The organism is uncultured Sphingomonas sp. (assembly GCF_964244235.1).
Taxonomy (GTDB): domain Bacteria; phylum Pseudomonadota; class Alphaproteobacteria; order Sphingomonadales; family Sphingomonadaceae; genus Sphingomonas.
On the sequence record NZ_CAXTII010000006.1, the window covers coordinates 1 to 23,841 of the forward strand.

Consider the following 23,841-nt stretch of genomic DNA (forward strand, 5'->3'; position numbering starts at 1 on the left):
GCCCCCGGACGTCCGCCGGCAGGAAACGCTCGCGCGGCAGGGTCGCCATCGCGGCGACCACGCGCTGATCCGTCACGGCGTTGGGGCGGAGCTGGCTTACGACCATCTGGTGACGCATCGCGATGAAATCGCGGGGTTCGGCGGTGGCGGCGAGATCGCCGCGGTCGATGATATCAGTCGTCATGCCAAACCCTCTCGCACAGCCGTGTTATTGACGCAATACACCAAATCGAGGCATCGCCGCCGTCGTGCATATATCGCGCGAGGGCATTTCGGCCAAGCCGCGACCGGTCGTCGCGCGGACTGGTTGACAGCCGACGCTCCACCTGCGCATCAGCCGCGTCCACCCTATCGGGGCCCGATGGCGGAGTGGTGACGCAGAGGACTGCAAATCCTTGCACCCGGGTTCGATTCCCGGTCGGGCCTCCACATGCCGATCAGAGCATCGCGATCAGAGCATCGCCTCGAGCACCGCGATCAGAGCACCGCGATCAGAGCATCGCCTCGAGCACCGCGATCAGAGCATCGCCTCCAGCATAGCGATCAGAGCATGGCCTCCAGCATCGCGATCAGCGGCTTGTCGGCCGGCGGCATGTCGAGCACGTGGAGGTCGGCCGGTCGCATCCAGCGCAGTTCGCTCGCCGCCAGTGCGCGCGGGACGCCGGTCCATTTGCGGGCGATGAAGAGCAACAACAGCAAGTGTCGATCGGCCAGCGGCGCGCCGGCAAAGGCGGCGGGGCTCAGACAGCCGCACGGAACCGTAATCGCCAGTTCCTCCTCCAGTTCGCGGATCAGTGCGGTTTCGGGCGTTTCGCCCGGCTCCAGCTTGCCGCCGGGAAATTCCCACAACCCGCCATGCGCCGTATCGGCGGGTCGGCGTTGAACCAGGACACGTCCGTCGCGATCGATCAGCGCGGCGGCCGCGACGATCAACGGCGGCACGGGACGTTCCGACATCGTGTTCGCCATTCGTTAAAACCTCTTCATCCATATATCCTGTCATGAAACCGCCCCGCATCTCCGCCATGAGGATCGCCAGGACGGTCGCGCGTATCGCGCTCGATCGCCGCGCCGGGACCGCGATCGAATATGGGCTGATCGCTGCGCTGGTCGTCATCACGATGATGGCCGCTTTGATCGGCCTTGCGGACACGACGTCGGGGCTGTGGAACAACATCAGCGCCAACGTCGCGGCGGCGCACTGACGCGTTCAGCGCTTCGAAAAAAGGTTCCACGCTTAAGTCTTTTTAAACGGCCATTCTCCTAAGGATCGTCGTGCTGCTCCGGTCTACCGGTTCAGCCGGGTAATTGAAGTGATAGCAATGGAGACCGGTATGCAGATGATCCGCAAGATTTTTCGTAACAAGAAGGGCGCGACCGCCATCGAGTACGGCCTGATCGCCGCACTCATCGCAGTGGCCGCGATTGCCGCGATGCAGGGCCTGGGCAACCAGCTCAAGACGACCTTCAGCAACGTCACGTCGAACATGAAGGCTACCTAAGCCTTCTGGAAGACGAGACTGAAGCGATCGGGCGGCGGGACATGGTCCCGCCGCCCCTTTCGATTGTGCCTCAGAGCCGGCCCATCGCGAGGAACTTGTCGCGTCGCGCCTGCCGCAACCGCGCCGGGTCCTCGCTGGTCAGAACATGGAGCGTGGCCGCCAGCGCATCGCCCAATGCCGTGATCGCCGCCACGGGATCGCGGTGCGCACCGCCGACCGGTTCGGGTACGATCGTGTCGATGATGCCGAACATCTTCAGATCCTGCGCCGTCACCCGCATCGCCTCGGCCGCATCGGGTGCCTTGTCCGCGGTCCGCCACAGGATCGAGGCGCAGCCTTCGGGACTGATGACGGAATAGACCGCATGTTCGAACATCAGGACGTGGTTGCCCGCCGCCAGTGCGACCGCACCACCGGATCCGCCCTCGCCGACGATCGCGGCGACCACGGGAACGCCCGCGCGCAGGCATGCTTGCGTCGATCGCGCGATCGCCTCGGCCTGACCGCGCTCCTCCGCCTGGATACCGGGGAACGCACCCGAGGTGTCGATCAGCGTGATCACCGGCAAGCCGAACCGGTCCGCGAGTTCGACGAGGCGGATCGCCTTGCGATAGCCCTCCGGCTTGCCCATCCCGAAATTGTGGCGAAGGCGGCTCGCGGTGTCGTCGCCCTTCTCATGCCCGATGACCATGACCTTGCGCCCGCGAAACGTCGCGAAGCCGCCGACGATCGCCCGGTCGTCGGCGAAGGCGCGGTCGCCGGCCAGCGGCACGAATTCCGCGAACAGCCCGGCGACGTAATCCTCGAAATGCGGCCGCTCGGGGTGACGCGCGACCTGCGTCTTCTGCCACGGCGTCAGCCGGGCGAAGGTATCCTTCAGCAGCTTGTCGGACTTGGCCTGCAGCCGCCCGATCTCGGCGTCGATATCCACCGACCCGTCGGCCGCGGTGTCGCGCAGTTCGTCGATCCGGCCCTGCAGCTCGGCGATCGGTTTCTCGAAGTCTAAAAAGCTGGGCATCGCGTCTCGCTACCCGCGACGGGGCGCTAATTCAACGAGAGGGTGTCGGGTGTTGACCAGTTCGACCAGCCGACTGGCGTCGACATGCGTGTAGATCTCCGTCGTCGCGATGTCGGCATGGCCAAGCATCGTCTGCAGCGCGCGCAGGTCCGCCCCCCCCGCCAGCAGGTGGGTGGCGAAGGCGTGACGCAGGACATGGGGGCTGACCCGGTCCACGGGTATCCCCGCCTCCACAGCCAGCGCGCGGACGATCTGGTAGAGACGGATGCGTGACAGATGACCCTTGCCCGACGGAAACAGCCATGCGCGGTCGGTGGCCACCTGCGCGCGCCACGCGATCACCGCGGCGCGTGCCCGATCGGAAATCGGTACGAGCCGCTCGCGCCCGCCCTTCCCCTTCACGATCATGTATGGCTGCTTGGGATGAACGGCGGACCGCGGCAGGCTGACCAGTTCGGTCGCGCGCAATCCCGATCCGTATAGCAGCTCGATCAGCGCGGACAGACGCAGATCGCCGGGGCGGGTGGGCTCGACCGTCAGCCGCGCCGCGATCGCCGCGAACAGGCGGTCGACATCGGCATGCCCCAGCACCTTCGGCAAGGCGCGTGCCGCACCCGGCCGGGGCAGTGCGGCACCGGGATCGTCCGCACGGTGACCTTCGTCCGCCAGGAATGCGAAGAAACGCCGGAGCGCCGCGGATTTCCGCGCGACGGTCGACCGCGCGAGCGCGCGCCAATCCTCGCCGAGCGCGGCAAGCGTCAATGAATCCGCATCCGTCAATCGCCCGCCGAGCGTCGCGGAGGCCAGCATCAGATCGCTGCGATAGGCCGATAGCGTGTTCGTCGCGGCACCCGCTTCGGCCGCCAGCATTTCGAGGAACAACTCGACGAGTTGGTGATCGCGGCTACCGATCACGGCTCGACGATCTCGGCTCGGCGATCACAGGCGCGCGATCGCCTCGGCGGCGATCATGCGGGCGTCGCCTTCCAGTCCGACCGATCGCAGCGCGCCGACGATCCGGTACAGCGCCTCGGGCGGAACGCCGTGCCAGGACGGCGTCTGCATGCCCACCGCGGCGAGCAGCACCACGGTTCCGGGCTGACCGGCGCGCGCAGCGCGGTCCAGCGCGCGCGTCCAGGCGTTCTCCGCACCGATACGGACGTTCAGCTTTTCCGCCGCGCGTTCGATATCGCCGGGTGCCAGCCTTCCCAGACCGGCCAGGCCCGCAAAGAGAAGCCGCAGCTTCAGCCCCGCGTCGCCGCTTCCCGAATAGCCGGCCAGATCGCCATAGCCGATCGATCCGGTCGAGTCGGGATCGGCGAGCACGATCATCGCCCACGCGTCGCCGCCTTTATCGACCGATCCGCGCCAGCGCATCGCGGTCCGGTCGAGCCCGGCGGACAGCATGGAGGCGACCAGTGCCGGTGCGTCCCCGCTGCCGCTCGCCACCGGGATCTGCGCGGCGGCACGGGCGGTCAAGACAAGTCGCGCATAGGCAGGCTTCGCTCCGGTCGCGCCCCAAAGCTGGCGCATCGCGGCCATCCGCGCATCGACGGTCGTACCGGTATAGGCGGTTTTCAGGTCCTGTGCCGTGGCCGCAGGCGCGGCGGCGCTGTCGTCGGCGGCATCGACCGCACTGTAGAGATCGACCAGTGCAGCGTTCGACAGCACTCCCTGCCCCGCCGCCGCCTCCGCCGGAGCGACTCGCGCCGCCAGCGGGATTGCGGGTGCCAGCGCGCGCCAGTAATTCAATTGCCGCCCGGCACCGGCGTACAGTTCTTCGGGGACCGCGACCCCGGTCGCAGTCGCGAGGCCGAAGCGCCATGCGGTCAGCCGGTCGACCCCGGTCCATTCGATCGTAACCGCCTGCCGACCCTGCGCGCCCGTACCGACGACCTTCTGCGCGAGCAGAAGGTCCACGCCGCGCGCGACATTATGCCGTTTGGCCTGGGTGACGAGCGTACCGGCGCGGGCGGCTTCGCCGGACAGGCCGACGCACATCGCCTTCGCCAGCGTCCACCCCGCCTCGCCCGTCTCTCGAACCCCGCCATCGACCAGCGGACATAATTGCGCCGGATCGCCCGTCGCCAGCGCGGTGTTCATCGCCACCTGGTAGAGTTTTGGCGTGTAGTTGCTGGTATCGACGTCCTGCACGACCGCACGGGCGGATAGCGACTCGCCCATCCGCAGCAGCAGCCAGGCGCGTTCCGCCGCGAAATCCGCGCCGTTGGCGCCCTGCGGCGTATCGACCGCTGACACGAGCGCGCGACGAAGCAGGATCGACATCCAGCGCGACGGCAGCGGCACGTCGAGCGTCCGCATCAACCGTTCGAGATAGGGTCCGTCCGCCGCACCGAAGGCGTCGCTCGGCAAACCGCCATCGCCCGTACCGATCGATCCTACTCGCGCCAGCGAACGCCGTGCAAAGGACGGCAACGCATATTCCGCGAGCATGTGCGCATCGGGTGTCGGCGTCGCGGTCGGCGTGTCGCTCGGGCTGACGGTCGGCAATCCGCTCGGCAACGCCTCGATCGTCGCGCCGGGGCTTGCGGGTGTCGATCCTGCCGCCGGTGCTGCGCTTGGCCGCGCGGCGGGTTCGCCGAAGCCGGGCGGCAGGATCGACTCCGGATGATCCTGTCCGATCGCCGGTACCCAGGCGGCGGCGAGAGCGAGCGATACCCCGGCCGCCAGCGCCGCGAGACGACGCACGCTAGCTCTGGAGATTGGCAAGCGGCACGACCTTCTCGACCCGTGTCTGTGGCTGCTCGCGCGACCGGCCGGCGAGGAACACCATCCCGCCGATCACGAGGACGATGACGAGAATCAGGACGATCAGCGGGCGGGACATGGGCAGACCTTGGACAGAACGATAAAGCGACACCGCGCACGGTTTTGCCGTCGCGCACGCCCGCTGTATAGCGGCGCTTCCGATGTTGCAAAGCCACAACCCCCCGCCCGGATGGACCGGCCTGCCCATCGTTCTCGTCGGTCTGATGGGGGCCGGAAAATCGACCGTCGGACGCCGGCTCGCGGCGCGGCTGTCGCTGCCGTTCGTCGATGCCGACCATGAGATCGAGGCGGCGGCGGGGATGACCGTCGCGGAAATCTTCGACCGGTTCGGGGAAGCGTATTTCCGCGACGGCGAACGCCGCGTGATCGCGCGGCTGATCGACGGCCGGCCCAAGGTCATCGCGACGGGCGGCGGCGCGTTCATCAATGCGGAGACGCGTGCGCTGATCCTCGACCAGACCACTGCGATCTGGCTCAGCGCGCATCCCGACGTCCTGGTCGAGCGAGTCCGCCGACGCGATACGCGGCCGTTGCTGCGCGGTCGCGACCCGCACGGCGTGCTGAGCGAACTGGCGAGCGTGCGCGATCCGATCTATGCGCTGGCCCCGATCCATGTCGCGAGCAACCGGACGCCGCATGACGCGACCGTCGCCGCCATCCTGAAGGCGATCGGCCGATGAAGACCGTCACCGTCGCGCTTGGCGAGCGCACCTGTCCGATCCTGATCGAGGGCGGGTTGCTGGCGCGCGCCGCGGATCACCTCGCACCGCTGGTCGGCAAGCGGCGTATCGTGATCGTGACCGACCAAAATGTCCGCGCGCATCTCGCCACGCTCGAGGCCGCACTCGATGCGGCGGGGATCGCCAGCGAGGCCATCGTCCTGGCCCCGGGCGAACGTACCAAGAGTTGGGCCACGCTGGAAATGCTGTGCGACGCGCTGCTGGCATTCGGGGTCGAACGCGGCGACCATGTCGTGGCGCTTGGCGGCGGGGTGATCGGCGATCTGGTCGGTTTCGCCTGTGCGATCCTGAAGCGGGGATGCCGGTTCGTGCAAGTCCCGACGACGTTGCTCGCCCAGGTCGATTCGTCGGTCGGCGGCAAGACCGCGATCAACACGCGCGCGGGCAAGAACCTGATCGGTGCGTTTCACCAGCCCGTCCTGGTGCTGATCGACCCCGACCTGCTCGATACGCTGCCCGCGCGCGAGGTCGCGGCGGGCTATGCCGAGGTCGTCAAATACGGACTGATCGACGATCCCGCCTTCTTCGCCTGGTGCGAGGCGAGCGGCGCGGCGCTGCTGGCAGGAGACGCCGGTGCCAGGGTGTACGCGATCGCGCATGCCGTGTCGGCGAAGGCGCGGATCGTCGCGGCGGACGAACATGAAACCAACGGCATCCGCGCGCTTCTGAATTTGGGGCACACGTTCGGCCATGCACTGGAGGCGGAAGCGGGCTTTTCGGACCGGTTGCTTCACGGCGAGGGCGTCGCCGCCGGATGCGCGCTGGCGTTCGCCTATTCGGCGCGGGCGGGCCTGTGCGGGGCTGCGGATGCGGTGCGGGTGGCGGCGCATCTGCGCGACGTCGGGTTGCCCGACGGGTTGGCCGCGGCGGGCATCACCGCATCGGGAGCGCGGCTGGTCGATCATATGCGCCACGACAAGAAGATGGCGGCAGGCACGCTACCCTTCCTGCTTGCCCGCGGCATCGGGCAAACCTTCCTCGATCGCCACGTGGACCTGGCCGATGTCGAAGCGTTCCTCGACACGCAGGCCCGCTGATGCCGAACGGGGTCGCCAAGCAGGATTTGCCGACGAAGACCTGCCCGGCCTGCAACCGCCCGTTCGCCTGGCGCAAGAAATGGGCGCGGGATTGGGACAGCGTGATCCATTGCTCGGATGCGTGCCGGAAGAAGCGATAGGGCCGCCGTCGTACCGAATTATCGGGGAGCGGATCAAATCATACCCGCACCGCCCAAGCCAGCCACAGCCACCCGCCGATCAGCAACGCCCCGCCGATCGGCGTCACCACGCCGACCAACCGCGGCGCACCGATCGCCAGCGCGTAGAGCGACACCGCGAACAGCGCGCCGCCGGCCACGAACGACCATCCCGGCCCCCGCACGTCGAGGCGCATCGCGACCAGCGCGGCGACCGCATGAATCAGCTGGTAATGGCTGCCTGTCTTCAGCAGCTCCGCCGCCTGGCCGCTCGTACCATGCGCACCGAAAGCGCCCGCACCGACCGCAAGCGCACCCGACAGCGCAGCGAATATCGCCAGCCAGTTCATCCGATCCACCCCCTCAACTCACCCAGGAAACGCGGTCCCACCGCGATCAGCAGGCATACCGCCACCACGATCGCCGCGAACCCCGCGACCAGCACCGCACCCGATGCCATGTCCTTCACCACCTTGATCTCGGGATGGACTTCGGGATGAACGAGATCGACGAGCCCCTCCAGCGCGGAATTGATCATCTCGAACGCCAGCACCAGTGCGGCCACGATCGCGATCGCCGCCCACCAGATCGCGCTCGGCCGCAGCACCAGCAGCGCGAGGATCGCCCCCGCCAGCGTTCGGACATGGATGCGGAACGACTGTTCGCGCGCATGGGCCTCGCGGATGCCGGCCAGCGCGAACCCCATGCGTTCGCAGATCGCGCGATTCTTCATGCGCCCTCCGCCCTTCGCGGATCCTGCGTCAGCATGGTGTCACCCGCCGCGCGGAGATCGCCGCTTTCGTGCTGCGCGTGCAGTCGCTCGCGGTCGCGCCGTCGATACTCCGTTTCGGTCCGGTCGATCTCCTGCTCGCCCACCGACACGCTGGCGAGCGCGCGCCGGGCCATCATCACTGCCGACTCCATCACTTCGCGTACGACATATTCGACCGGTGCGTCGCGCAGCTTGATGACTGCGCGGCGATCATAGGCGCGCACGAAGATCGTGGAGTCGGGAAAGGCCTCGTGCACCCCGGCGATCAGCCCCGGTTCCATCTGGTCACCATCGATGCAGAACAGGATCAACTCCGCCTCACGTGCACCCGCCTGCCGCAACAGATCCAGGCGCGTGCCGTCCCCGTAATAGACCGTCGCGCCGAATTCGCTCGCGATGTCGATCATTTTTATATCGTTGTCGATCAGCGTGACGGGGATGCCCTGCGCGATCAGCATTTGCGCGACGGTCTGCCCGAACCGGCCATAACCGACGACCAGCGCGTTCGCACCGTCCATCTCGGGACCGTCGCGGTCGCCCTGCGCCACCATGGGTTCGGCGCGGATGCGCTGCGTGACCCGCATCAGGAACGGCGTCGTCGCCATCGACAGCGTGATGATCGCGCCGAACAGGCTCGCCGCCGCGGGTGCGATCAGCAGCCCGCGCTGCGCCTGCGCGAACAGGACGAAGCCGAACTCGCCGCCCTGGCTGAGCAACAACCCGAGCGCCAGCGCCTGCCGCCACTTCATCCGGAACGCCAGCCCGATGCCGGTCATCACGGTCGCCTTGGTCGCGATCAGCGCCAGGGCCATGGCGATCACGAAGAACGGCCGCTCGGCGATCGCGCCCAGATCGAGCAGCATGCCGATCGCGAGGAAGAACAGGCCGAGCAGGATCGACCGGAACGGCTCGACATCCGCCTCCAGTTCATGACGATAGGGACTGTCCGCCAGCATCACGCCGGCGACGAATGCGCCAAGCGCGGTCGACAGCCCGAGCGCCTGCATCAGCGCGGCGCTGGCGATCACGGTGAACAGTCCGGCGAAGACGAACATCTCGCGCTCGCCCAGATTGCCGATCAGCCGGAACAGCGGCCTGATCGCGAACCGCCCGAGGATCACGAGCCCGACGACGGCACCCGCCGTGTAGGTCGCAAGCAACCAGCCCGGGGGTGCGTTTGCGTCGGCGGGGTTGCGCGACAGGGCGGCGACGATCGTGATGAGCGGGACGATCGACAAGTCCTGGAAAAGCAGGATCGAGAACGCGCGCTCGCCGAACGGCGTGCGCAGCCGCCCGACCGATTGCAGCATCGGCAGCACCTGCGCAGTCGACGACAAGGCGAGCGGCAGCCCGAGCGCGAATGCCGCGGCGGCGGAGAAATGCGTGCCGACCCAGACGACGCCGGTGATCGCGAAGCCGCAGATCACGACCTGGATGAGGCCGAGCCCGAATATCTCCTGCTTCAGCCGCCACAACCGGGTCGGGTTCAGCTCCAGCCCGACGATGAACAGCAGCAACGTGATGCCGAGTTCGGCGATCCCCATCTTGGCCTCGGCATCGCCGACCAGTCCCAGGACATGCGGCCCGACGACTGCACCCGCGACGAGATACCCCAGGGTCGCACCGAGGCCGAGCCGCCGGAACAGCAGCACGAACACCAGCCCCACGCCAAGCAACACGAACCCGTCACGCAGCAGCAACGTCGCGCCGGTCTCCGTCATTCGGCCGCCAGCGGTCGCGCACGATCACGTGCCTGGGCTGCCGCCGCCGCGGCCGCCTCGAACGCCAGCCGGATCGACGCATGGCGTCCCGTCACCGACAGCGCGGGGGTGAAGATCGCGATCCCCGGCCAGTCGGGCATATCCTCGCCGCCGGCCAGCCACGCGGTCAACGCATCGCTCGCCGCGGCCAGTTCCTCCGGCGTCCGGCCGATCATGTTCGCCGCGAGCAACGACGACGACGCCTGGCCGAGCGCACAGGCGCGGACCAGCAGCCCGACCCGCTCGATACGGCCATCCGCGTCGGTATCGACATCCACCGTGACCCGGCTGCCGCAGATCGGGGACCGCCTTTCCGCGCTGCCCATCGGATCGGGAAGCCGTTCATGGCGCGGGATCGATGCGGCGAGACGCAGGATCTCCGCATTGTAGAGCGGCGCAGTCACGGCGTCGCCTCCGCGCGGTTGGCCGGATCGGCAGCCGCGCCTTCCTGCATCGCGCGCGATCCGAACACCGGCAGGCCGTGGCGGCGGCGATCGACGAAATCGGCGATCCCCGCGCTCGTCGCGTTGAGCAACGGGTAGGTCTTCGATGCGGTCATCCACAACGGCCGCCGCGAAGGACCGCCGCCGACGGTGTCCACCACCAGCGTGGCGAGCAGGAACACCAGACTCGCCAGGATCAACCCCTTGAGCGCGCCGAACCCAAGTCCCAGCGCGCGGTCGACCGGCCCGAGGATCGACGTCCGCGTCCGCGACCCGATCGCGCGCGCCACCATCCGTCCCCCGAAATAACAGATCCCGGCGATGATCGCGAAGGCCAGCACCGCGGCACCCGACACCGTGCCGACGACATGCGTCATCGCCTGCGCGAGCGGGATGTGGAACAGCTTCAGCGCGGCGACGATCGCCACCCAGGCGAACAGCGACAGCACCTCCGTGACGAACCCCCGCACCGCCCCCATCAGCGCGGCGCTGGCGACGGCGAGGAGGACGATGATGTCGAGTGCGGTGAAACCCATGGGGTGGGGAATAGGGAGCGCCGGGGCGAACCGCCACCCCTTCGCGCATGTGACGGCAAACTTGCGTAGAAGCCGGCGCTCTGGATCATTACCTCACCGGCCGGAAACGATTAGTTCTTACCCAGGTGCTGTCGCGCCGCCGTTTGAATTATCGACGCAGTCCTCTGACCCGGCTCTACAGCAAGCCACCTCGTCGAATCGGCAAATGCATGGACCCAATCCTCAGCCTTTGCGTCGGAAACGGTGAGCGATCCCAGCACTTTGGGGTTGTTCGGCGATAACTGTAGTGCTCGCTCAAAATCTCTTCGCGCGTTCGTCATGTCATCCGCCTGCGCATAAGCTTCGGCCCGCTGGTTTATACCGTCCCAATCATTTCCGCCCGGTCCATCGATATAAATCGTGTATGTGCGGATGGCATCGGCCGGCCTGTTGAGCTTACGGTAGCAGATACCAAGCAACTTATAGCCGAATTGAAGACCGGGAGCGGTATTACCCAAGACTATCGCTTCTGAGAAATCCTTTGCAGCCAAATCGAACTGCTGCATCTTAAAGTAGACGATCCCCCGGTCCATATAAGCCAAATAAAGCTTTGGCGATAGCGAGATGGCCTGATTCAGTCGATCTAGGGCCGTTGATAAGTCGTTTCGACTTTGCGCGGTGTGCCCCTGGCTGTAGAGCTGCCACGCTTCTGGCGAAACGGCATTGCCCAAGGCGGGTGACGGTGGCGCAACGGTTTGCGCGATAGCCGGAGATTGGATTGCCGACGACAGGACGATTAGCGTCATCACCCCCGGCGTCATGGACCAGCATATCCTGTAAAGCATGCCTATCGCCTATCTCCCTACCCGGAATCGGTCCACCCTCACCCGCGCCCCATCATATGATCCACGAACTGTGCCAGCGTCCGGAACCCCGACACCCGCAGCGCACTCTTCTCGCTCGCCACCGACGCGGGCACCAGCGCGCGTTCGAAGCCGAGCTTGCCCGCTTCCTTCAGCCGCAGCGCGCCGTGCGCGACGGGGCGGATTTCGCCCGACAGCGCGACCTCGCCGAACGCGACCGCGTCGATCGGCACCGGCCGTTCGCTGAGCGCGGACACCAGCGCCGCCGCGACGGCCAGGTCGGCGGCGGGGTCCTGCACGCGGTAGCCGCCCGCGACGTTCAGATAGACCTCGCAGGCGGAGAAGCTGAGCCCGCACCGCGCCTCCAGCACCGCGAGGATCATCGCGAGCCGCCCCGAATCCCACCCGACGACCGCACGCCTGGGCGTCGCGCCGCTCGCCAGCCGGACGACGAGCGCCTGGATTTCGACCAGCACCGGTCGCGTGCCCTCGAGCGCGGGGAAGACGGTCGTCCCCGTCACCCCCTCGTCGCGCTGCGTCAGGAACAGCGCGGAGGGGTTCGCGACCTCCGCCAGTCCTTCCGCCTGCATCGCGAAGACGCCGATCTCGTCCGTCCCCCCGAACCGGTTCTTCACCGCCCGCAGGATGCGATACTGGTGGCTGCGCTCGCCCTCGAACGCCAGCACGGTGTCGACCATATGTTCGAGCACACGCGGGCCGGCGATGCTGCCGTCCTTCGTCACATGGCCGACCAGGACCACGGCAGTGCCGCGCTGCTTGGCGAAGCGGATCAGTTCCTGCGCCGACGCCCGGACCTGGCTCACGGTGCCCGGCGCGCCTTCGATCAGATCCGAATGCATCGTCTGGATCGAGTCGATCACGAGCAGCGCGGGCGGTTTCCCTTGCGAGAGCGTCGTCAGGATATCGCGCGTCGACGTCGCCGCCGCCAGCATCACCGGCGCGGTGCCGAGCCCGAGCCGCCGCGCGCGCAGCCTGACCTGATCCGCCGCTTCCTCGCCAGAGATATACGCGACGCTTTGCCCGGCCAGCGCCATCCGCGCCGCGGCCTGCAACAACAGCGTCGATTTGCCGATCCCGGGATCCCCGCCGATCAACGTCGCCGATCCCTCGACGAAACCGCCGCCAAGCGCCCGGTCGAATTCGGCGATTCCGCTCGGCATCCGCGCGGGCAGTTCGACCTCGGCATCCAGCGCGACCAGCTCCACCGATCGCCCGCCCGACTGCAAATCATGCTTCGCACGGAACGGCGTCACCGCGCCGCCGGCATCCTCGAGCAACGTGTTCCATTCGCTGCAATCGGCGCATTGCCCCTGCCACCGCGACGCGACCGATCCGCACGCCTGGCAGACATAGCGTTTCTGCGGTTTGGCCATGCGGCTGCCTAGCCGAACCGGAACGTAAAGGGAACTACCTCTTCGACAGTTCCGATCCGCGTTTCAGAACCCGGCCACCATCTTCCTGCACGACCAGATAGGCGGGATTGTCGGTGGTGCCGTTCTTGACGATCCTGGATCCCTTGATCGTCCGCTGCACGCGCCGGTCGAACCGTTCCTCGACCTTGCCCGCGGCCGTCCCGCTGCCCCAGTGCCAATTGACCTTCTCGCCTTTGCGAAAAGCGTTCGCCATTGCCGTTCTCCCGTCAGACGATTCGAACCCGCGAAGTCGATGCGCGTTCCGGTGGCGTTCGGCGCGACCGCCCGCTATCGCGCAGGCACATGCACGCCACCGACCTCCGCGTTGCGCTGTTCAGCGGCAACTATAATTATGTGCGCGACGGTGCGAACCAGGCACAGAACCTGCTCGTCGCGCATCTGATGGCGCAGGGCGTGACGGTCCGCGTTTATTCGCCGACGACGGACACGCCCGCCTTCGCGCCGACGGGTACGCTGGTGAAGGCTCCCGGTTTCGCGTTTCCCGGCCGCGGCGAATACAAGCTCGGCCGTTATTTCCCGAAGGAGACGCGCGCCGATGTGGAGGCGTTCGCACCGAACATCATCCACGTCTCCGCGCCGGAATTCCTGGGGCACGGCGCGCTGACCTATGCGCGTGAAAACGGCATCGCCTCGGTAGCTGCGCTCCACACCCGGTTCGAGACCTATTTCCGCTATTATCATATCGGTTTCGTCGAACCGCTGATCCAGTGGATGCTGGTGCGCTTCTACAACCGGGCCGACCGGGTCCTGGTCCCCAGCCCAAGCATGGGAACATTGCTGCGCGGATGGGGCGTGACGACGACGATCGGCATCTGGTCGCGCGGGATCGACCATGACCGCTTCTCCCCCACGCGGCGCGACATGGCGTGGCGACGGTCGCTCGGCATCGACGACGACGAGATGGTCGTGGGGTTTCTCGGCCGGCTGGTGAAGGAAAAGGGGCTGCGCGCCTTCGCCGAGGTCGTGAAGGAACTACGCCGCCGCGGCATCCGGCACCGCGTATTGGTGGTCGGCGAGGGCCCGGCGCGCAGATGGTTTGCCCGGCAGGTCCCCGACGCGGTGTTCACCGGCTTCCAGTCGGGCGAGGCGTTGGGGCGTGCGGTCGCGTCGATGGACATCTTCTTCAACCCAAGCGAGACCGAGACCTTCGGCAATGTCACGACCGAGGCGATGGCAGCGGCCGTTCCCGTCGTCGCGGCGCGCGCGACGGGGGCGGTCGACCTGATCGAGGAGGGGCGGACGGGTTTCCTCGTCCCGCCCCGCGACATCGGTGCCTACGCCGATGCGATCGAACGGATCGTCACCGAGCCCGCGTTCCGCGAGGCGATGGGCAGGGCAGGGCATGCCGAGGCCGCACGCTACCGCTGGGACCGCGCGAACCAGGCGGTGCTGGACCAGTATCTGGCATTGATCGACGAGAAAAAGGTCTAGGGTCCAAACCCGATCAGGCCGATGGTCGTGATCGCCTGTCTCCGGGCGACCGCTTTGCGGCGGGCCAAACCGTTGGCCTGATCGGGTTTGGACCCTAAGTTCCGCAAAAGGCAGGGCGCGGATTGCTTTGCAGTTGCAGCCACGATCAATCGTCACGCCAGTGAAAGGCGAGAGGCGCTTCGCGGAATGCGAAGCGGTCCAGATGCCGCGCGACCGCCCCTTTCAACCCGTCGCGCTGCTCGGGTGACGTGGCATCGATCCGGACGATCAGCGAATCGGGGATCGAATCGAATGTCACCAGTCCGTCGCCGGGATGATCGGCACCGCGCGCATCTTTCGGAAAGATCACGGTGCCGTGATCGGCGGTGAATTCAACGGTCAGATTGTGCTGCCAATGCTTGCACAATTGCTGCAGATACTTGCTGGCCGACCCCGTCGGCACCTCCGCGACCGCGCTATGACCGCTCACTTCAGCCGCTCGATCTTCTGCGCGACCTCGTCGATCAGCGCGGCGATTTCATAGAGCGTCTCGTCGGAAGCCTCACCGCGCGGGAGGCGATTCTGAATGGCCTCCCGCACATTCGCCATCGCCCGCCGAACCGGCGCGCGGTTCCAGCCGACCCGATCATGCTCTGCGGCAAGCCCGGTCAGCCGCGAAACCAGCGCCGCCACCTGCTCGGCATTCTCCACGAGATGCGCGCGCCCCTCGTCGGTCGCCGCGAAGCGCTTCTTGAACCCTTCCGACTGCTGCTCGGCAATCAACCCCATCTCGTCGAGCAGCGTCAGCGTCGGATAGACCACGCCCGGACTCGGCGCGTACGCGCCGCCGGTCATCGTCTCGATCTCGCGGATCACATCGTAGCCGTGGCGCGGCGCATCGCCGATCAGTTTCAGCATCACCAGCCGCAGCTCGCCGCCATCGAACATCCGCCGGCTCCGACCGCCGCCATCGCCGCGCCCATGGCCGTGGCGGCCGCCTTGCCGGTCGCCATGGATTTCCCAGCTCATCGAAAAGGGCCCGCGCTCGAAGCGGCCGCCCCTTGGACCGCATCCGCGGCCGTTCATGCTAAACATCGTTCGTTCCTTTATGTGTCACGATAGCACCAAGATATATCGCAATAGACGAAGATCAAGAGCTATTGGAGATATATCTTCAATCCTCCCCGTTCGCGGGGAGGTGGCAGCCGCAGGCTGACGGAGGGGGCGGGCCACGAGTGAGTCGCTCGCGGCGAACCCCCTCCACCAGCTTCGCTGGTCCCCCTCCCCGTCCCGGGGAGGAATGATTACATTGACGCCATGGCCGACCTGTTCGCGGGGGTGGAACCCCCGCCCACCCCCGATACGCTCCACGAGAACGCCCCGCTCGCGGACCGCCTGCGCCCGCGCTCGCTCGCCGAGGTCGTCGGGCAGGATCACATCACCGGCCCCGAAGGCGCGATCGGGCGGATGGTCGCGGCGGGGCGGTTGTCGTCGATGGTGCTGTGGGGGCCGCCCGGCACCGGCAAGACCACGATCGCACGGTTGCTGGCGGGTGCGGTGGACCTGCGCTTCGTCGCGATCTCCGCCGTGTTCTCGGGCGTAGCGGACCTGAAGAAAGCGTTCGCCGAGGCGCGCGACCACGCGAAGATCGGCAAGCGCACGCTGCTGTTCGTGGACGAGATCCACCGCTTCAACCGCGCGCAGCAGGACGGCTTCCTGCCCTATGTCGAGGACGGCACCGTCACTTTGGTCGGCGCGACGACCGAGAATCCGTCGTTCGAGCTGAACGCCGCGCTGCTCAGCCGCGCGCAGGTGCTGATCCTCCACCGGCTCGACCGCATGGCGCTGGAACAGTTGCTGGAGCGGGCGGAGGCGGAGATGGACCGGCCGCTCCCGCTCGACGCTTCGGCGCGCGAGGCGCTGGTCGCGAGCGCGGACGGCGACGGCCGTTTCCTGCTCAACCAGGTCGAGACGTTGTTCGCGGTCGACCTGCCCGAACCGCTCGACCCCGCCGGGCTGTCCGCGTTCCTGCAGCGCCGCGTCGCGGTGTACGACAAGGATCGCGAGGGGCATTACAACCTCATCAGCGCGCTCCACAAATCGATCCGCGGCAGCGACCCGAACGCCGCGCTCTATTATCTCGCGCGGATGCTGACCGCTGGCGAGGAGCCGCTCTACCTCCTGCGCCGGCTGACGCGCGCCGCGGTGGAGGATGTCGGGCTCGCCGATCCGCAGGCGCTTGTCCAGTGCATCGCGGCCAAGGACACCTATGATTTCCTCGGCAGTCCGGAGGGCGAACTGGCGATCGCGCAGGCGTGCCTGTATCTGGCCACCGCGCCCAAATCGAATGCGGTCTACAAGGCGCAGAAGGCGGCGTGGCGGTCCGCGAGGGAGACCGGGTCGCTGATGCCGCCCGACAATATCCTGAACGCGCCGACCAAGCTGATGCGCGATATCGGCTATGGCAAGGGCTACGCCTACGACCACGACGCTACGGACGGGTTTTCCGGCGCGAACTACTGGCCGGCGGAACTGCCGCCGCAAGCCTTCTACGAACCGACCGATCGCGGGTTCGAGAAGCGGCTGGCCGAACGCCTCGCCTGGTGGGACGAGCGTCGGCAGGGCAGGAACGACGCATGAAGGATTGGGACGAGGTCTGCCGGTTCGCCCGCGCGCTGCCCGAAGTCGAGATGTCGCCCTATTACGGCACCCCGTGCCCGAAGGTGAATGGCAAGGCCTTCGCCGCGCCGGGTCGCGAGGAGGGCAGTTTCGTCCTGTTCGCCGCGTCGATCGACGAAAAGGCGATGCTGATCGAGACCGATCCGGCGACGTTCTGGCAGACCGATCACTATCGCAACTATCCCAACGTCCTCGCCCGGTTCGGCACCGCTGCGCATGAGCGGATCGTCGCCCTTATCGAACGCGCCTGGTGGGACCGTGCGCGCAAGGCCCAGCGCGAGGCGTTCGGCGATCGCCCCTGACCGCTTCACCCGGTTCGCGGCGATCGACTGGTCGGGGGCGAAGGGCAGCCGTCACAAGGGGATCGCGCTGGCGGTCTGCGGGCGCGGCGATGCTGCGCCAACGCTCGTCCCCGCCCCCGGCGGGGCCTGGTCGCGGCGGGGCATCCTCGACTGGATCGTTACGCATGCCGACGAGCCGACGCTGGTCGGCTTCGATTTCAGCTTCTCCGCGCCGTTCGTCGCGCGCGGTGCCCATTTGCCGGGCGAGCCCCCCACCGCCGACGCCCGCGCACTGTGGGCGTTTGTCGATGTGCACAGCCCCGACACCGATCTGGGCGCGGCGTCGTTTCTCGAGACCCGGCGCGGCACGCATTTCTACCTGGGCGCGGCGGACGGCCCCAAGGCGTCGTTCCTTCACTGGCGGGTGTGCGAGATCGCCGCCGACGCGGGTCGCAAGCTGTCGACCGTGTACGACGCGATCGGCGCGGCACAGGTCGCCAAGGCCAGCTTCGCGGGCATGCGGCTGCTCCATCATCTGGGCGACCGTGTAGCGATCTGGCCGTTCGACCCGGTACCCGCCGACGGCCTGGTGATCGTCGAAATCTACACCACGATCGCCGCCCGGGCGTCCGGTATGCGCAAGGGCCGCAGCAAGATGCGCGACGCAGCGTCGCTCGACACCGCGCTCGCCGCTTTCGGCACCCGCCCGCATGGGGCGCTCGCCGTCTATGACGACCATGCGACCGACGCGATCCTCGCCGCCGCCTGGCTCCGCGCAAGCGCTGGCGATACGGCCTTATGGTCGCCGCCCGCGATGACCGCGCAGATCGCGCAAACCGAGGGCTGGACGTTCGGCGTGCGTTGACGCATTGGCCGGGGCGGGCCGGTTTAGCTCAGTTGGTAGAGCGCCAGTTTTGTAAACTGGATGTCGCGGGTTCGATTCCTGCAACCGGCACCATCCGCCAACGCCAGCGGCGAAGGAACCGTCATGCCCGCGCGTTGCATCCGATCATGAGCTGGCCGACCGCCGCGGAATGATAAAGGTCGCCAGCTACAACATGCACAAGGGCGTGGGCGGCGACCGGCGCTGCGACCCGGCGCGGATCATGGACGTGCTGGGCGAACTGGATGCCGATATCGTCGCGCTTCAGGAGGTCGACCGCCGCTTCGGCACCCGTGCGCGGATCATTCCGGATGCGCTGATCGAGCGCGACGGCTGGCAAGTGGTCGGTGGGCGGACGCGTTCGGCCAGCATGGGATGGCACGGCAATGCGATCTTCGTGCGGCGATCCGCGGTCGTCTCGGCCGGGGCGACGATCCACCTCCCTTCGCTGGAACCGCGCGGCGCGGTCAGTGCCGATGTCGAACTGACCGGCGCGGCGGTGCGCGTGGTTGGCATGCATCTCGATCTGTCCGGGCTGTGGCGGCGGCGGCAGGCGGCGGCGATCCTCGCCCATATCGCGGAAGATCCGCGATCGCTGCCGTCGATCCTGATGGGCGACCTCAACGAATGGTCGACGCATTCCGGTTGCCTGCGCGACTTCGCGCGCGACCATCATTTCGCGGCGACCGGTCCCAGTTTCCATGCCAAGCGTCCGGTCGGGCGGCTCGACCGGATCATGGTGTCGCGGTCGATGCGGATCGTCGATTGCGGCGTGCTGACGAGCGCCACCGCGCGCAAGGCAAGCGATCATCTGCCGATCTGGGCCGTGATCGACCCCGTCCGCGCACCGCGAGGCGATTTCTAGACGTGCGCGAGAAGGAGCTTCGTCTCGCGCTCGTCTGCTATGGCGGCATCAGCCTCGCGGTCTACATGCACGGCATCACCAAGGAGATATGGCACCTCGCCCAGGCCAGCCTCGCCTATCATGACGGCCATGCGCCCAGTACCGGCAGCGAAGGCGTCTTCCACGCGCTGTTCGCCGAAATGCAGGAGCAGAGCGGCGTCCGGGTTCGAGTCCTGGCGGACATCATCGCTGGCGCGAGCGCCGGCGGGATCAACGGCATCTTCCTCGCCCAGGCGATCGCGACCGGGCAGAGCCTCGATCCGCTGACCGAACTTTGGCTGACGTCGGCCGATGTCGAGGCGCTGATCGATCCCGACGCGGCTCCCAATTCGCGCTTCTCCAAATTATGGGCGCTCCCGCTCGCCTGGGTGGCGGCCGGGCGAAGCGCCAGCAAGGTCGAGGCGCTGGACGAGGCGGCGCGTGAGGAGGTCCGGGCAAAATTGTCGCATTTCGTCCGCTCGCGCTGGTTCGACCCGCCGTTCGGCGGAGCGACGTTCACCAATCTCCTGATCGACGCGCTGGATGCGATGGCGGCGAGCAAGCGAGGTCCCCGGCTGCTGCCGCTCGGTCAGCCGCTCGACCTGTTCGTCACGGTCACCGATTTCACCGGTCACCCCGAACGCCTGTCGCTCCATTCGCCACCAGAGGTGATCGAAACCGAACACCGGCTGGTCGTCGGCTTCACCGATCATGGCGTACCCGTCGATACGCTGGCCGCCGTGCCCGAAATGGCGTTCGCCGCGCGTGCTACCTCGAGTTTCCCGGGTGCCTTCCCGCCGTTCGTGGTCGGCGAACTGGATATGGTGATCAAACAGAGGCGGATCGCGTGGCCCGGACGCGCCGATTTCCTGAAGCGGATCCTGCCGCGTCACTGGGCGACACGCGGGGCGGAACAGGCGGTCCTGATCGACGGGTCGGTCCTGGCCAATGCGCCGTTCCGGCCGGCGATCGAAGCCCTGCGGGAGCGTCCCGCCCGGCGCGAGATCGACCGGCGGTTCATCTATATCGATCCGTTTCCGGGGCTTAAATTCCGGATCGGCAGTCAGAGCGAAAAACCCGGTTTCTTCCAGACCATCCTCGCATCGATCAGCGAACTGCCGCGTCAGCAGCCGATCCGCGACAATCTCGAGGCGATCGCCGCCCGGTCCGCGCGCATCGAGCGGATGCGCAATGTCGTCGCGACCATCCGCCCCGACGTCGAGGCGGAGATCGAATCGCTGTTCGGCCGCACGCTGTTCCTCGATCGACCGACGCCGAAACGGCTGATCGCCTGGCGGCGGCGCGCGCAGATGGCGGCCGCCGCGCGCGCCGGATACAGCTACGCCGCTTATGGCCATCTGAAGGTGGTCGGCGTCGTCGAGACGATCGCCAGTCTGCTCTATCACGCCGGCGGTGAACCCGGGCCGCTGCGCCGGCGCAGGATCCGCGCCGCTATCGAGGCCGCGGTCGCCGCGCACGCCGCGTCGGACGACCGCCACGCGGCGGAGATCGATTTCCTCCGCCGCTTCGATCTGCGCTTTCGCATCCGCCGCCTTCGGCTGCTGGCGCGGCGATTGTCCGATGTCGAAGCGGACGCGGCGACCGGTACCACGGGCAACGCCGCGATCGACGAACCCGAGGCGGCGGTGGTGCGCGAAGCCATATACGAATCGCTCTCCGCCTATCTCGATCGCGAGCGAACCGATGCGCATGCCGCGCTTCGTCCAAACGTGCGATCGTTGCGCGGCGATGCCGGCGCGTTGCTCGAGGCGCTGTCCCGGTCGCTCGACCTGACCCGGCTCGACGCGGAGACCGATGCGCGGCTGGCGGCGGCGTTCGCCACCGCATCGAAGGAGACGCGTCGGCCGCTGCTGCTCGCCTATCTCGGCTTTCCCTATTTCGATGCGGCGACGTTGCCGATGCTGCAGGGCGAGGGGCTGGACGAATTCGATCCGATCAAGGTCGATCGCATCGCCCCCGACGATGCCGTGTCGATCCGCGCAGGCGGTGCGGAGGCGTCGCTCAAGGGCATCCAGTTCAGCAGCTTCGGCGCATTCTTCAGCCGCGCCTACCGCGAGAACGACTATCTCTGGGGACGGCTGCACGGTGCTGAGCGGATGATCGACATCGCGATCTCCACGCTGCCCCGCACCGTGCGAATGAAGCCCGGCCGCGTCGCCGCGATCAAGCGCGCTGCATTTCTGGCGATCCTGGACGAGGAGGAACCGCAGCTGACCGCGGTCGCGGCGCTGGTCGCGTCGCTGCGCCGGGAGATCGGGTGAGCGCTCCGCACTGGCCAGCGACACGCTTCACGGCTAGCGTCGTCCCCCACGAGCGTAGGTAGCGAGGATGGCCAGCCGATGCAGTTCCTGAAAATCCTGTTCTGGTGCCTGCTGACGTTCCTTGCCGCGATCTTCACCTACGGCAATTGGGACCTGGTCGAAATCCATTTATGGAGCGGCCTGATCGCGGACGTGAACCTGCCGCTGCTGCTGCTGGTGACCTTCCTCGTCGGGTTCCTGCCGATGCTCGTATTCCATCATGCGGTGCGCTGGCGGTTGCGGCAGCGTCTTGCGGCCTGCGAACGCGCGTTGGCCGATCTGCGCATCGTGCCGCCCGCGCCACAGCCGCCCGTATCGCAGCTGCCGGTCGTCGCACCGGAGACCCCGCCGACGCCGATCGTTTCCGTTCAGGCGATCGATCCTTGAGCCCGCTCTACGTCGCGATCGACACCCCCGACCTCGCGCGCGCCAAGGCGATCGCGCAGCGGGTGCGGCATCATGTCGGTGGGCTGAAGCTCGGACTGGAATTCTTCGTCGCCAACGGACAGGCGGGGGTTCGTGACATGGCGGCGATCGGGCTGCCGATCTTTCTCGACCTGAAACTCCACGATATTCCCAATACCGTCGCCAAGGCGGTGCAGGCGCTGGGGCCACTCGCGCCCGCGATCCTGACCGCCCACGCCAGCGGCGGTCGCGCGATGCTGGAAGATGCGAAGGCCGCCGCGCCGCCTGCCACCAAGGTGGTGGGAGTTACGATGCTGACCAGCCTGGACGACAGCGACCTGGCCGCGACGGGCATCTCCGGCAGTGCGCACGATCAGGTCCTGCGCCTGACCGACCTCGCCGCGGAAGCCGGGATCGACGGCATCGTCTGCGCCGGCACCGAGGTCGCCGCCGCGCGCAAGCGCTGGGCCAGGGGCTTCTTCGTCGTCCCCGGGATCCGCATGCCCGACGATCATGTCGGCGACCAGAAACGCATCATGACCCCGCGTCAGGCGCTCGACGCGGGCGCGTCGATCCTGGTGGTCGGGCGACCGATCACGCAGGCGGAGGACCCCGACACCGCCGCGCGCGCGATCGAAGCGACGTTGTAGCGACACCGCCGTTGCCGCCCGCCCGCGCAGTGCTACAGCGCGGGCGATGTCCGATCTGTCCATCCGCCCGGCCGCCGCGCACGATCTCGTCCCGCTCCAGGCGCTGATCCAGCGATCCTATCGCGGCGATACGTCGCGGACCGGTTGGACGCATGAGGCCGATTTCCTGGACGGCGAACGGATCGGGCTGGCCGAACTCGAAGCGATGGCAGCCGATCCGGCCGAACGATTGCTGATCCTGTGGGACGGCGAAGAACCGATCGGATCGGTTCGCGTGGCACAGACGAGGGGCGATCTCGCCTATCTGGGCCAGCTGTGCGTCGATCCGTCGCGGCAGGCGGATGGCCTCGGTCGCCAGCTGATTGCCGCTGCCGAGGCGATGGCGCGAGACGATTTCGATGCGCGCCGGATCGAGATGACGGTCATCGAACAGCGTACCGAGCTGATCGCCTATTATGCGCGCCGCGGTTACGTCCCGACCGGCGAGGTGCGTCCGTTCCCGGTGGCGTTCGACGCGCCCCTGACGCTCGTCGTCCTCGAAAAGCCGCTCGCCTGATGCCCGCGACCGCGAAGATCTGCGGGCTGTCGACCCCCGAGACGCTGGACGCCGCGGTCCGCGGGGGCGCGCGCTATGTCGGCTTCGTGTTCTTCGCGCCCTCCCCGCGCGATCTGTCGTTCGACCGCGCCGCCGAACTGGCCGCGCGGGTGCCGGGGCAGGTCGGGCGGGTCGGGGTGTTCGTCGATCCGGACGACGAACTGCTGGCGCGCGCGATCGCGGCCGGGCGGCTCGACGCGGTCCAGCTCCACCGGACGAACCCGACCCGCGCCGCCGCGATCCGCGCGCGGTTCGGGCGCGAGACCTGGGCGGCGGTGGCGATCAAGGCACGCGCCGATCTCGATGCAGCGCGAACCTATGCGGGCGCGGTGGACCGGGTGCTGTACGACGCCAAGACGCCGGACGGTGCGGCGCTGCCGGGCGGCATGGGCGTGCGGTTCGACTGGACGCTGCTGGAGGGCTTCCGCCATCCGCTGCCGTGGCTGTTGTCGGGGGGGCTCGATCCGGCCAATGTCGCGGAGGCGATCCGGGTGACGGGGGCGGCGGCGGTCGATGTGTCGTCGGGCGTGGAAAGCGCGCCGGGGGTCAAGGACGTCGGCAAGATCGCTGCGTTCCTGGCAGCGGTCGTTTCATAAGCCCCGCTCGCGGATGAGCCCCACCCCGGCGGAGGCCGGGGCCCAGTTGCAACGTCTCCTGTTGAGAAGCGAAACAGGCGCCAATT

The 23,841-nt window shown here is 67.6% G+C and carries 30 protein-coding genes, 2 tRNA genes and 1 pseudogene; 17 read left to right on the forward strand and 16 right to left on the reverse strand.

Annotated elements, in window-relative coordinates; genetic code table 11:
• Positions 1-184: pseudogene (locus tag ACFE7D_RS02105) on the reverse strand (protein-L-isoaspartate O-methyltransferase); the annotation flags it as partial.
• A 171-nt stretch (positions 185-355) separates the two neighbouring features.
• On the opposite strand from ACFE7D_RS02105, the gene ACFE7D_RS02110 reads away from it, so the two are divergent.
• Positions 356-429, forward strand: a tRNA-Cys gene (locus ACFE7D_RS02110).
• A 114-nt stretch (positions 430-543) separates the two neighbouring features.
• On the opposite strand, the gene ACFE7D_RS02115 is transcribed toward ACFE7D_RS02110, so the two are convergent.
• Positions 544-957 carry a (deoxy)nucleoside triphosphate pyrophosphohydrolase gene (locus tag ACFE7D_RS02115; RefSeq protein ID WP_375393774.1) on the reverse strand — a complete coding sequence of 138 codons (414 nt, stop codon included), beginning with the start codon at positions 955-957 and terminating at the stop codon, positions 544-546.
• Positions 958-1,025: 68 nt separating this feature from the next.
• Between ACFE7D_RS02115 and ACFE7D_RS02120 the strand changes: the two genes are divergently transcribed.
• Positions 1,026-1,205, forward strand: a complete 180-nt coding sequence (locus ACFE7D_RS02120; RefSeq protein WP_375393775.1) for a Flp family type IVb pilin — start codon at positions 1,026-1,028, stop codon at positions 1,203-1,205.
• A 129-nt stretch (positions 1,206-1,334) separates the two neighbouring features.
• Positions 1,335-1,502, forward strand: a complete 168-nt coding sequence (locus tag ACFE7D_RS02125) for a Flp family type IVb pilin (RefSeq protein ID WP_174286523.1) — start codon at positions 1,335-1,337, stop codon at positions 1,500-1,502.
• Between the two features lie 70 nt (positions 1,503-1,572).
• Here ACFE7D_RS02125 and ACFE7D_RS02130 read toward each other — a convergent pair whose 3' ends face one another.
• The 4 genes from ACFE7D_RS02130 to ACFE7D_RS02145 are packed head-to-tail and all read right to left on the reverse strand — an operon-like array spanning position 1,573 to position 5,368.
• Positions 1,573-2,520: an acetyl-CoA carboxylase carboxyltransferase subunit alpha gene (locus ACFE7D_RS02130; protein ID WP_375393776.1), complete on the reverse strand. Its 948-nt coding sequence runs from the start codon at positions 2,518-2,520 to the stop codon at positions 1,573-1,575.
• A gap of 9 nt (positions 2,521-2,529) precedes the next feature.
• Positions 2,530-3,435 (reverse strand): tyrosine-type recombinase/integrase, encoded by a 906-nt coding sequence (locus ACFE7D_RS02135; protein WP_375393777.1) that lies wholly within the window; start codon positions 3,433-3,435, stop codon positions 2,530-2,532.
• Positions 3,436-3,459: 24 nt separating this feature from the next.
• Complete coding sequence (locus tag ACFE7D_RS02140) at positions 3,460-5,229, reverse strand: hypothetical protein (protein ID WP_375393778.1); 1,770 nt, start codon at positions 5,227-5,229, stop codon at positions 3,460-3,462.
• 1 nt (position 5,230) lies between these two features.
• Positions 5,231-5,368 carry a hypothetical protein gene (locus ACFE7D_RS02145; RefSeq protein ID WP_375393779.1) on the reverse strand — a complete coding sequence of 46 codons (138 nt, stop codon included), beginning with the start codon at positions 5,366-5,368 and terminating at the stop codon, positions 5,231-5,233.
• An 82-nt stretch (positions 5,369-5,450) separates the two neighbouring features.
• On the opposite strand from ACFE7D_RS02145, the gene ACFE7D_RS02150 reads away from it, so the two are divergent.
• Genes ACFE7D_RS02150 through ACFE7D_RS02160 form a run of 3 tightly spaced genes read left to right on the forward strand, consistent with a single transcriptional unit; the run spans position 5,451 to position 7,227 of the window.
• Positions 5,451-5,990 carry a shikimate kinase gene (locus ACFE7D_RS02150; protein ID WP_375393780.1) on the forward strand — a complete coding sequence of 180 codons (540 nt, stop codon included), beginning with the start codon at positions 5,451-5,453 and terminating at the stop codon, positions 5,988-5,990.
• A complete protein-coding gene (aroB, locus tag ACFE7D_RS02155; RefSeq protein ID WP_375393781.1) occupies positions 5,987-7,087 on the forward strand; it encodes a 3-dehydroquinate synthase in 1,101 nt (366 codons plus the stop codon). The genes ACFE7D_RS02150 and aroB overlap by 4 nt, the downstream gene beginning before the upstream one ends.
• The gene (locus ACFE7D_RS02160; RefSeq protein ID WP_375393782.1) at positions 7,087-7,227 is read left to right on the forward strand and encodes a DUF2256 domain-containing protein; all 141 of its coding nucleotides are present in this window, start codon (positions 7,087-7,089) and stop codon (positions 7,225-7,227) included. Before aroB ends, ACFE7D_RS02160 begins: the two co-directional genes overlap by 1 nt.
• Before the next feature lie 38 nt (positions 7,228-7,265).
• Here ACFE7D_RS02160 and ACFE7D_RS02165 read toward each other — a convergent pair whose 3' ends face one another.
• The 8 genes from ACFE7D_RS02165 to ACFE7D_RS02200 all read right to left on the reverse strand — a co-directional run bounded on the left by ACFE7D_RS02165 (position 7,266) and on the right by ACFE7D_RS02200 (position 13,245).
• Complete coding sequence (locus ACFE7D_RS02165; RefSeq protein ID WP_375393783.1) at positions 7,266-7,595, reverse strand: DUF423 domain-containing protein; 330 nt, start codon at positions 7,593-7,595, stop codon at positions 7,266-7,268.
• The gene (locus ACFE7D_RS02170; protein ID WP_375393784.1) at positions 7,592-7,978 is read right to left on the reverse strand and encodes a diacylglycerol kinase; all 387 of its coding nucleotides are present in this window, start codon (positions 7,976-7,978) and stop codon (positions 7,592-7,594) included. Before ACFE7D_RS02170 ends, ACFE7D_RS02165 begins: the two co-directional genes overlap by 4 nt.
• Entirely contained in the window at positions 7,975-9,738 is a 1,764-nt protein-coding gene (locus tag ACFE7D_RS02175; protein ID WP_375393785.1) for a cation:proton antiporter, read from the reverse strand. Before ACFE7D_RS02175 ends, ACFE7D_RS02170 begins: the two co-directional genes overlap by 4 nt.
• Positions 9,735-10,181, reverse strand: a complete 447-nt coding sequence (locus ACFE7D_RS02180) for an iron-sulfur cluster assembly scaffold protein (RefSeq protein WP_375393786.1) — start codon at positions 10,179-10,181, stop codon at positions 9,735-9,737. Before ACFE7D_RS02180 ends, ACFE7D_RS02175 begins: the two co-directional genes overlap by 4 nt.
• Positions 10,178-10,756 carry a CvpA family protein gene (locus ACFE7D_RS02185; protein WP_375393787.1) on the reverse strand — a complete coding sequence of 193 codons (579 nt, stop codon included), beginning with the start codon at positions 10,754-10,756 and terminating at the stop codon, positions 10,178-10,180. Before ACFE7D_RS02185 ends, ACFE7D_RS02180 begins: the two co-directional genes overlap by 4 nt.
• A 110-nt stretch (positions 10,757-10,866) precedes the next feature.
• A complete protein-coding gene (locus ACFE7D_RS02190) occupies positions 10,867-11,541 on the reverse strand; it encodes a tetratricopeptide repeat protein (protein ID WP_375393788.1) in 675 nt (224 codons plus the stop codon).
• A 77-nt stretch (positions 11,542-11,618) separates the two neighbouring features.
• Positions 11,619-12,992 (reverse strand): DNA repair protein RadA, encoded by a 1,374-nt coding sequence (radA, locus tag ACFE7D_RS02195; RefSeq protein WP_375393789.1) that lies wholly within the window; start codon positions 12,990-12,992, stop codon positions 11,619-11,621.
• A 34-nt stretch (positions 12,993-13,026) separates the two neighbouring features.
• Positions 13,027-13,245, reverse strand: a complete 219-nt coding sequence (locus ACFE7D_RS02200) for a DUF2945 domain-containing protein (RefSeq protein WP_375393790.1) — start codon at positions 13,243-13,245, stop codon at positions 13,027-13,029.
• A gap of 89 nt (positions 13,246-13,334) precedes the next feature.
• On the opposite strand from ACFE7D_RS02200, the gene ACFE7D_RS02205 reads away from it, so the two are divergent.
• Complete coding sequence (locus ACFE7D_RS02205; RefSeq protein WP_375393791.1) at positions 13,335-14,483, forward strand: glycosyltransferase family 4 protein; 1,149 nt, start codon at positions 13,335-13,337, stop codon at positions 14,481-14,483.
• Positions 14,484-14,628: 145 nt separating this feature from the next.
• On the opposite strand, the gene ACFE7D_RS02210 is transcribed toward ACFE7D_RS02205, so the two are convergent.
• Positions 14,629-14,952: a DUF2218 domain-containing protein gene (locus ACFE7D_RS02210; protein WP_375393792.1), complete on the reverse strand. Its 324-nt coding sequence runs from the start codon at positions 14,950-14,952 to the stop codon at positions 14,629-14,631.
• Positions 14,949-15,491 (reverse strand): PadR family transcriptional regulator, encoded by a 543-nt coding sequence (locus ACFE7D_RS02215; RefSeq protein ID WP_375393793.1) that lies wholly within the window; start codon positions 15,489-15,491, stop codon positions 14,949-14,951. The genes ACFE7D_RS02210 and ACFE7D_RS02215 overlap by 4 nt, the downstream gene beginning before the upstream one ends.
• Before the next feature lie 288 nt (positions 15,492-15,779).
• On the opposite strand from ACFE7D_RS02215, the gene ACFE7D_RS02220 reads away from it, so the two are divergent.
• The 10 genes from ACFE7D_RS02220 (at position 15,780) to ACFE7D_RS02265 (ending at position 23,755) form a co-directional block, all read left to right on the forward strand.
• On the forward strand, positions 15,780-17,102 hold the full coding sequence (locus ACFE7D_RS02220) for a replication-associated recombination protein A (protein ID WP_375393794.1): 1,323 nt from the start codon (positions 15,780-15,782) through the stop codon (positions 17,100-17,102).
• Positions 17,099-17,443 (forward strand): MmcQ/YjbR family DNA-binding protein, encoded by a 345-nt coding sequence (locus ACFE7D_RS02225; RefSeq protein WP_375393795.1) that lies wholly within the window; start codon positions 17,099-17,101, stop codon positions 17,441-17,443. The genes ACFE7D_RS02220 and ACFE7D_RS02225 overlap by 4 nt, the downstream gene beginning before the upstream one ends.
• Positions 17,400-18,287 (forward strand): hypothetical protein, encoded by an 888-nt coding sequence (locus ACFE7D_RS02230; protein WP_375393796.1) that lies wholly within the window; start codon positions 17,400-17,402, stop codon positions 18,285-18,287. Before ACFE7D_RS02225 ends, ACFE7D_RS02230 begins: the two co-directional genes overlap by 44 nt.
• A 17-nt stretch (positions 18,288-18,304) precedes the next feature.
• Positions 18,305-18,380 (forward strand) — tRNA-Thr (locus ACFE7D_RS02235).
• A 76-nt stretch (positions 18,381-18,456) separates the two neighbouring features.
• Positions 18,457-19,170, forward strand: coding sequence for an endonuclease/exonuclease/phosphatase family protein (locus tag ACFE7D_RS02240; protein ID WP_375393797.1), 714 nt, complete (start codon positions 18,457-18,459; stop codon positions 19,168-19,170).
• Positions 19,171-19,172: 2 nt separating this feature from the next.
• Positions 19,173-21,470, forward strand: coding sequence for a patatin-like protein (locus tag ACFE7D_RS02245; RefSeq protein ID WP_375393798.1), 2,298 nt, complete (start codon positions 19,173-19,175; stop codon positions 21,468-21,470).
• 78 nt (positions 21,471-21,548) lie between these two features.
• Entirely contained in the window at positions 21,549-21,896 is a 348-nt protein-coding gene (locus ACFE7D_RS02250; RefSeq protein WP_375393799.1) for a lipopolysaccharide assembly protein LapA domain-containing protein, read from the forward strand.
• Positions 21,893-22,564, forward strand: coding sequence for an orotidine-5'-phosphate decarboxylase (pyrF, locus tag ACFE7D_RS02255; RefSeq protein WP_375393800.1), 672 nt, complete (start codon positions 21,893-21,895; stop codon positions 22,562-22,564). The genes ACFE7D_RS02250 and pyrF overlap by 4 nt, the downstream gene beginning before the upstream one ends.
• Before the next feature lie 46 nt (positions 22,565-22,610).
• Complete coding sequence (locus ACFE7D_RS02260; RefSeq protein WP_375393801.1) at positions 22,611-23,120, forward strand: GNAT family N-acetyltransferase; 510 nt, start codon at positions 22,611-22,613, stop codon at positions 23,118-23,120.
• Positions 23,120-23,755, forward strand: coding sequence for a phosphoribosylanthranilate isomerase (locus tag ACFE7D_RS02265; RefSeq protein WP_375393802.1), 636 nt, complete (start codon positions 23,120-23,122; stop codon positions 23,753-23,755). The genes ACFE7D_RS02260 and ACFE7D_RS02265 overlap by 1 nt, the downstream gene beginning before the upstream one ends.
• Positions 23,756-23,841: the final 86 nt, after the last annotated feature.

Coding starts and splice junctions, on each gene's coding strand:
- ACFE7D_RS02115 (WP_375393774.1), bottom strand. CDS start 957: ATGTCGGAACGTCCCGTGCCGCCGTTGATCGTCGCGGCCGCCGCGCTG.
- ACFE7D_RS02120 (WP_375393775.1), top strand. CDS start 1,026: ATGAGGATCGCCAGGACGGTCGCGCGTATCGCGCTCGATCGCCGCGCC.
- ACFE7D_RS02125 (WP_174286523.1), top strand. CDS start 1,335: ATGCAGATGATCCGCAAGATTTTTCGTAACAAGAAGGGCGCGACCGCC.
- ACFE7D_RS02130 (WP_375393776.1), bottom strand. CDS start 2,520: ATGCCCAGCTTTTTAGACTTCGAGAAACCGATCGCCGAGCTGCAGGGC.
- ACFE7D_RS02145 (WP_375393779.1), bottom strand. CDS start 5,368: ATGTCCCGCCCGCTGATCGTCCTGATTCTCGTCATCGTCCTCGTGATC.
- ACFE7D_RS02150 (WP_375393780.1), top strand. CDS start 5,451: ATGTTGCAAAGCCACAACCCCCCGCCCGGATGGACCGGCCTGCCCATC.
- aroB (WP_375393781.1), top strand. CDS start 5,987: ATGAAGACCGTCACCGTCGCGCTTGGCGAGCGCACCTGTCCGATCCTG.
- ACFE7D_RS02160 (WP_375393782.1), top strand. CDS start 7,087: ATGCCGAACGGGGTCGCCAAGCAGGATTTGCCGACGAAGACCTGCCCG.
- ACFE7D_RS02165 (WP_375393783.1), bottom strand. CDS start 7,595: ATGAACTGGCTGGCGATATTCGCTGCGCTGTCGGGTGCGCTTGCGGTC.
- ACFE7D_RS02170 (WP_375393784.1), bottom strand. CDS start 7,978: ATGAAGAATCGCGCGATCTGCGAACGCATGGGGTTCGCGCTGGCCGGC.
- ACFE7D_RS02175 (WP_375393785.1), bottom strand. CDS start 9,738: ATGACGGAGACCGGCGCGACGTTGCTGCTGCGTGACGGGTTCGTGTTG.
- ACFE7D_RS02185 (WP_375393787.1), bottom strand. CDS start 10,756: ATGGGTTTCACCGCACTCGACATCATCGTCCTCCTCGCCGTCGCCAGC.
- ACFE7D_RS02190 (WP_375393788.1), bottom strand. CDS start 11,541: ATGACGCTAATCGTCCTGTCGTCGGCAATCCAATCTCCGGCTATCGCG.
- radA (WP_375393789.1), bottom strand. CDS start 12,992: ATGGCCAAACCGCAGAAACGCTATGTCTGCCAGGCGTGCGGATCGGTC.
- ACFE7D_RS02200 (WP_375393790.1), bottom strand. CDS start 13,245: ATGGCGAACGCTTTTCGCAAAGGCGAGAAGGTCAATTGGCACTGGGGC.
- ACFE7D_RS02205 (WP_375393791.1), top strand. CDS start 13,335: ATGCACGCCACCGACCTCCGCGTTGCGCTGTTCAGCGGCAACTATAAT.
- ACFE7D_RS02215 (WP_375393793.1), bottom strand. CDS start 15,491: ATGAGCTGGGAAATCCATGGCGACCGGCAAGGCGGCCGCCACGGCCAT.
- ACFE7D_RS02220 (WP_375393794.1), top strand. CDS start 15,780: ATGGCCGACCTGTTCGCGGGGGTGGAACCCCCGCCCACCCCCGATACG.
- ACFE7D_RS02225 (WP_375393795.1), top strand. CDS start 17,099: ATGAAGGATTGGGACGAGGTCTGCCGGTTCGCCCGCGCGCTGCCCGAA.
- ACFE7D_RS02240 (WP_375393797.1), top strand. CDS start 18,457: ATGATAAAGGTCGCCAGCTACAACATGCACAAGGGCGTGGGCGGCGAC.
- ACFE7D_RS02250 (WP_375393799.1), top strand. CDS start 21,549: ATGCAGTTCCTGAAAATCCTGTTCTGGTGCCTGCTGACGTTCCTTGCC.
- ACFE7D_RS02260 (WP_375393801.1), top strand. CDS start 22,611: ATGTCCGATCTGTCCATCCGCCCGGCCGCCGCGCACGATCTCGTCCCG.
- ACFE7D_RS02265 (WP_375393802.1), top strand. CDS start 23,120: ATGCCCGCGACCGCGAAGATCTGCGGGCTGTCGACCCCCGAGACGCTG.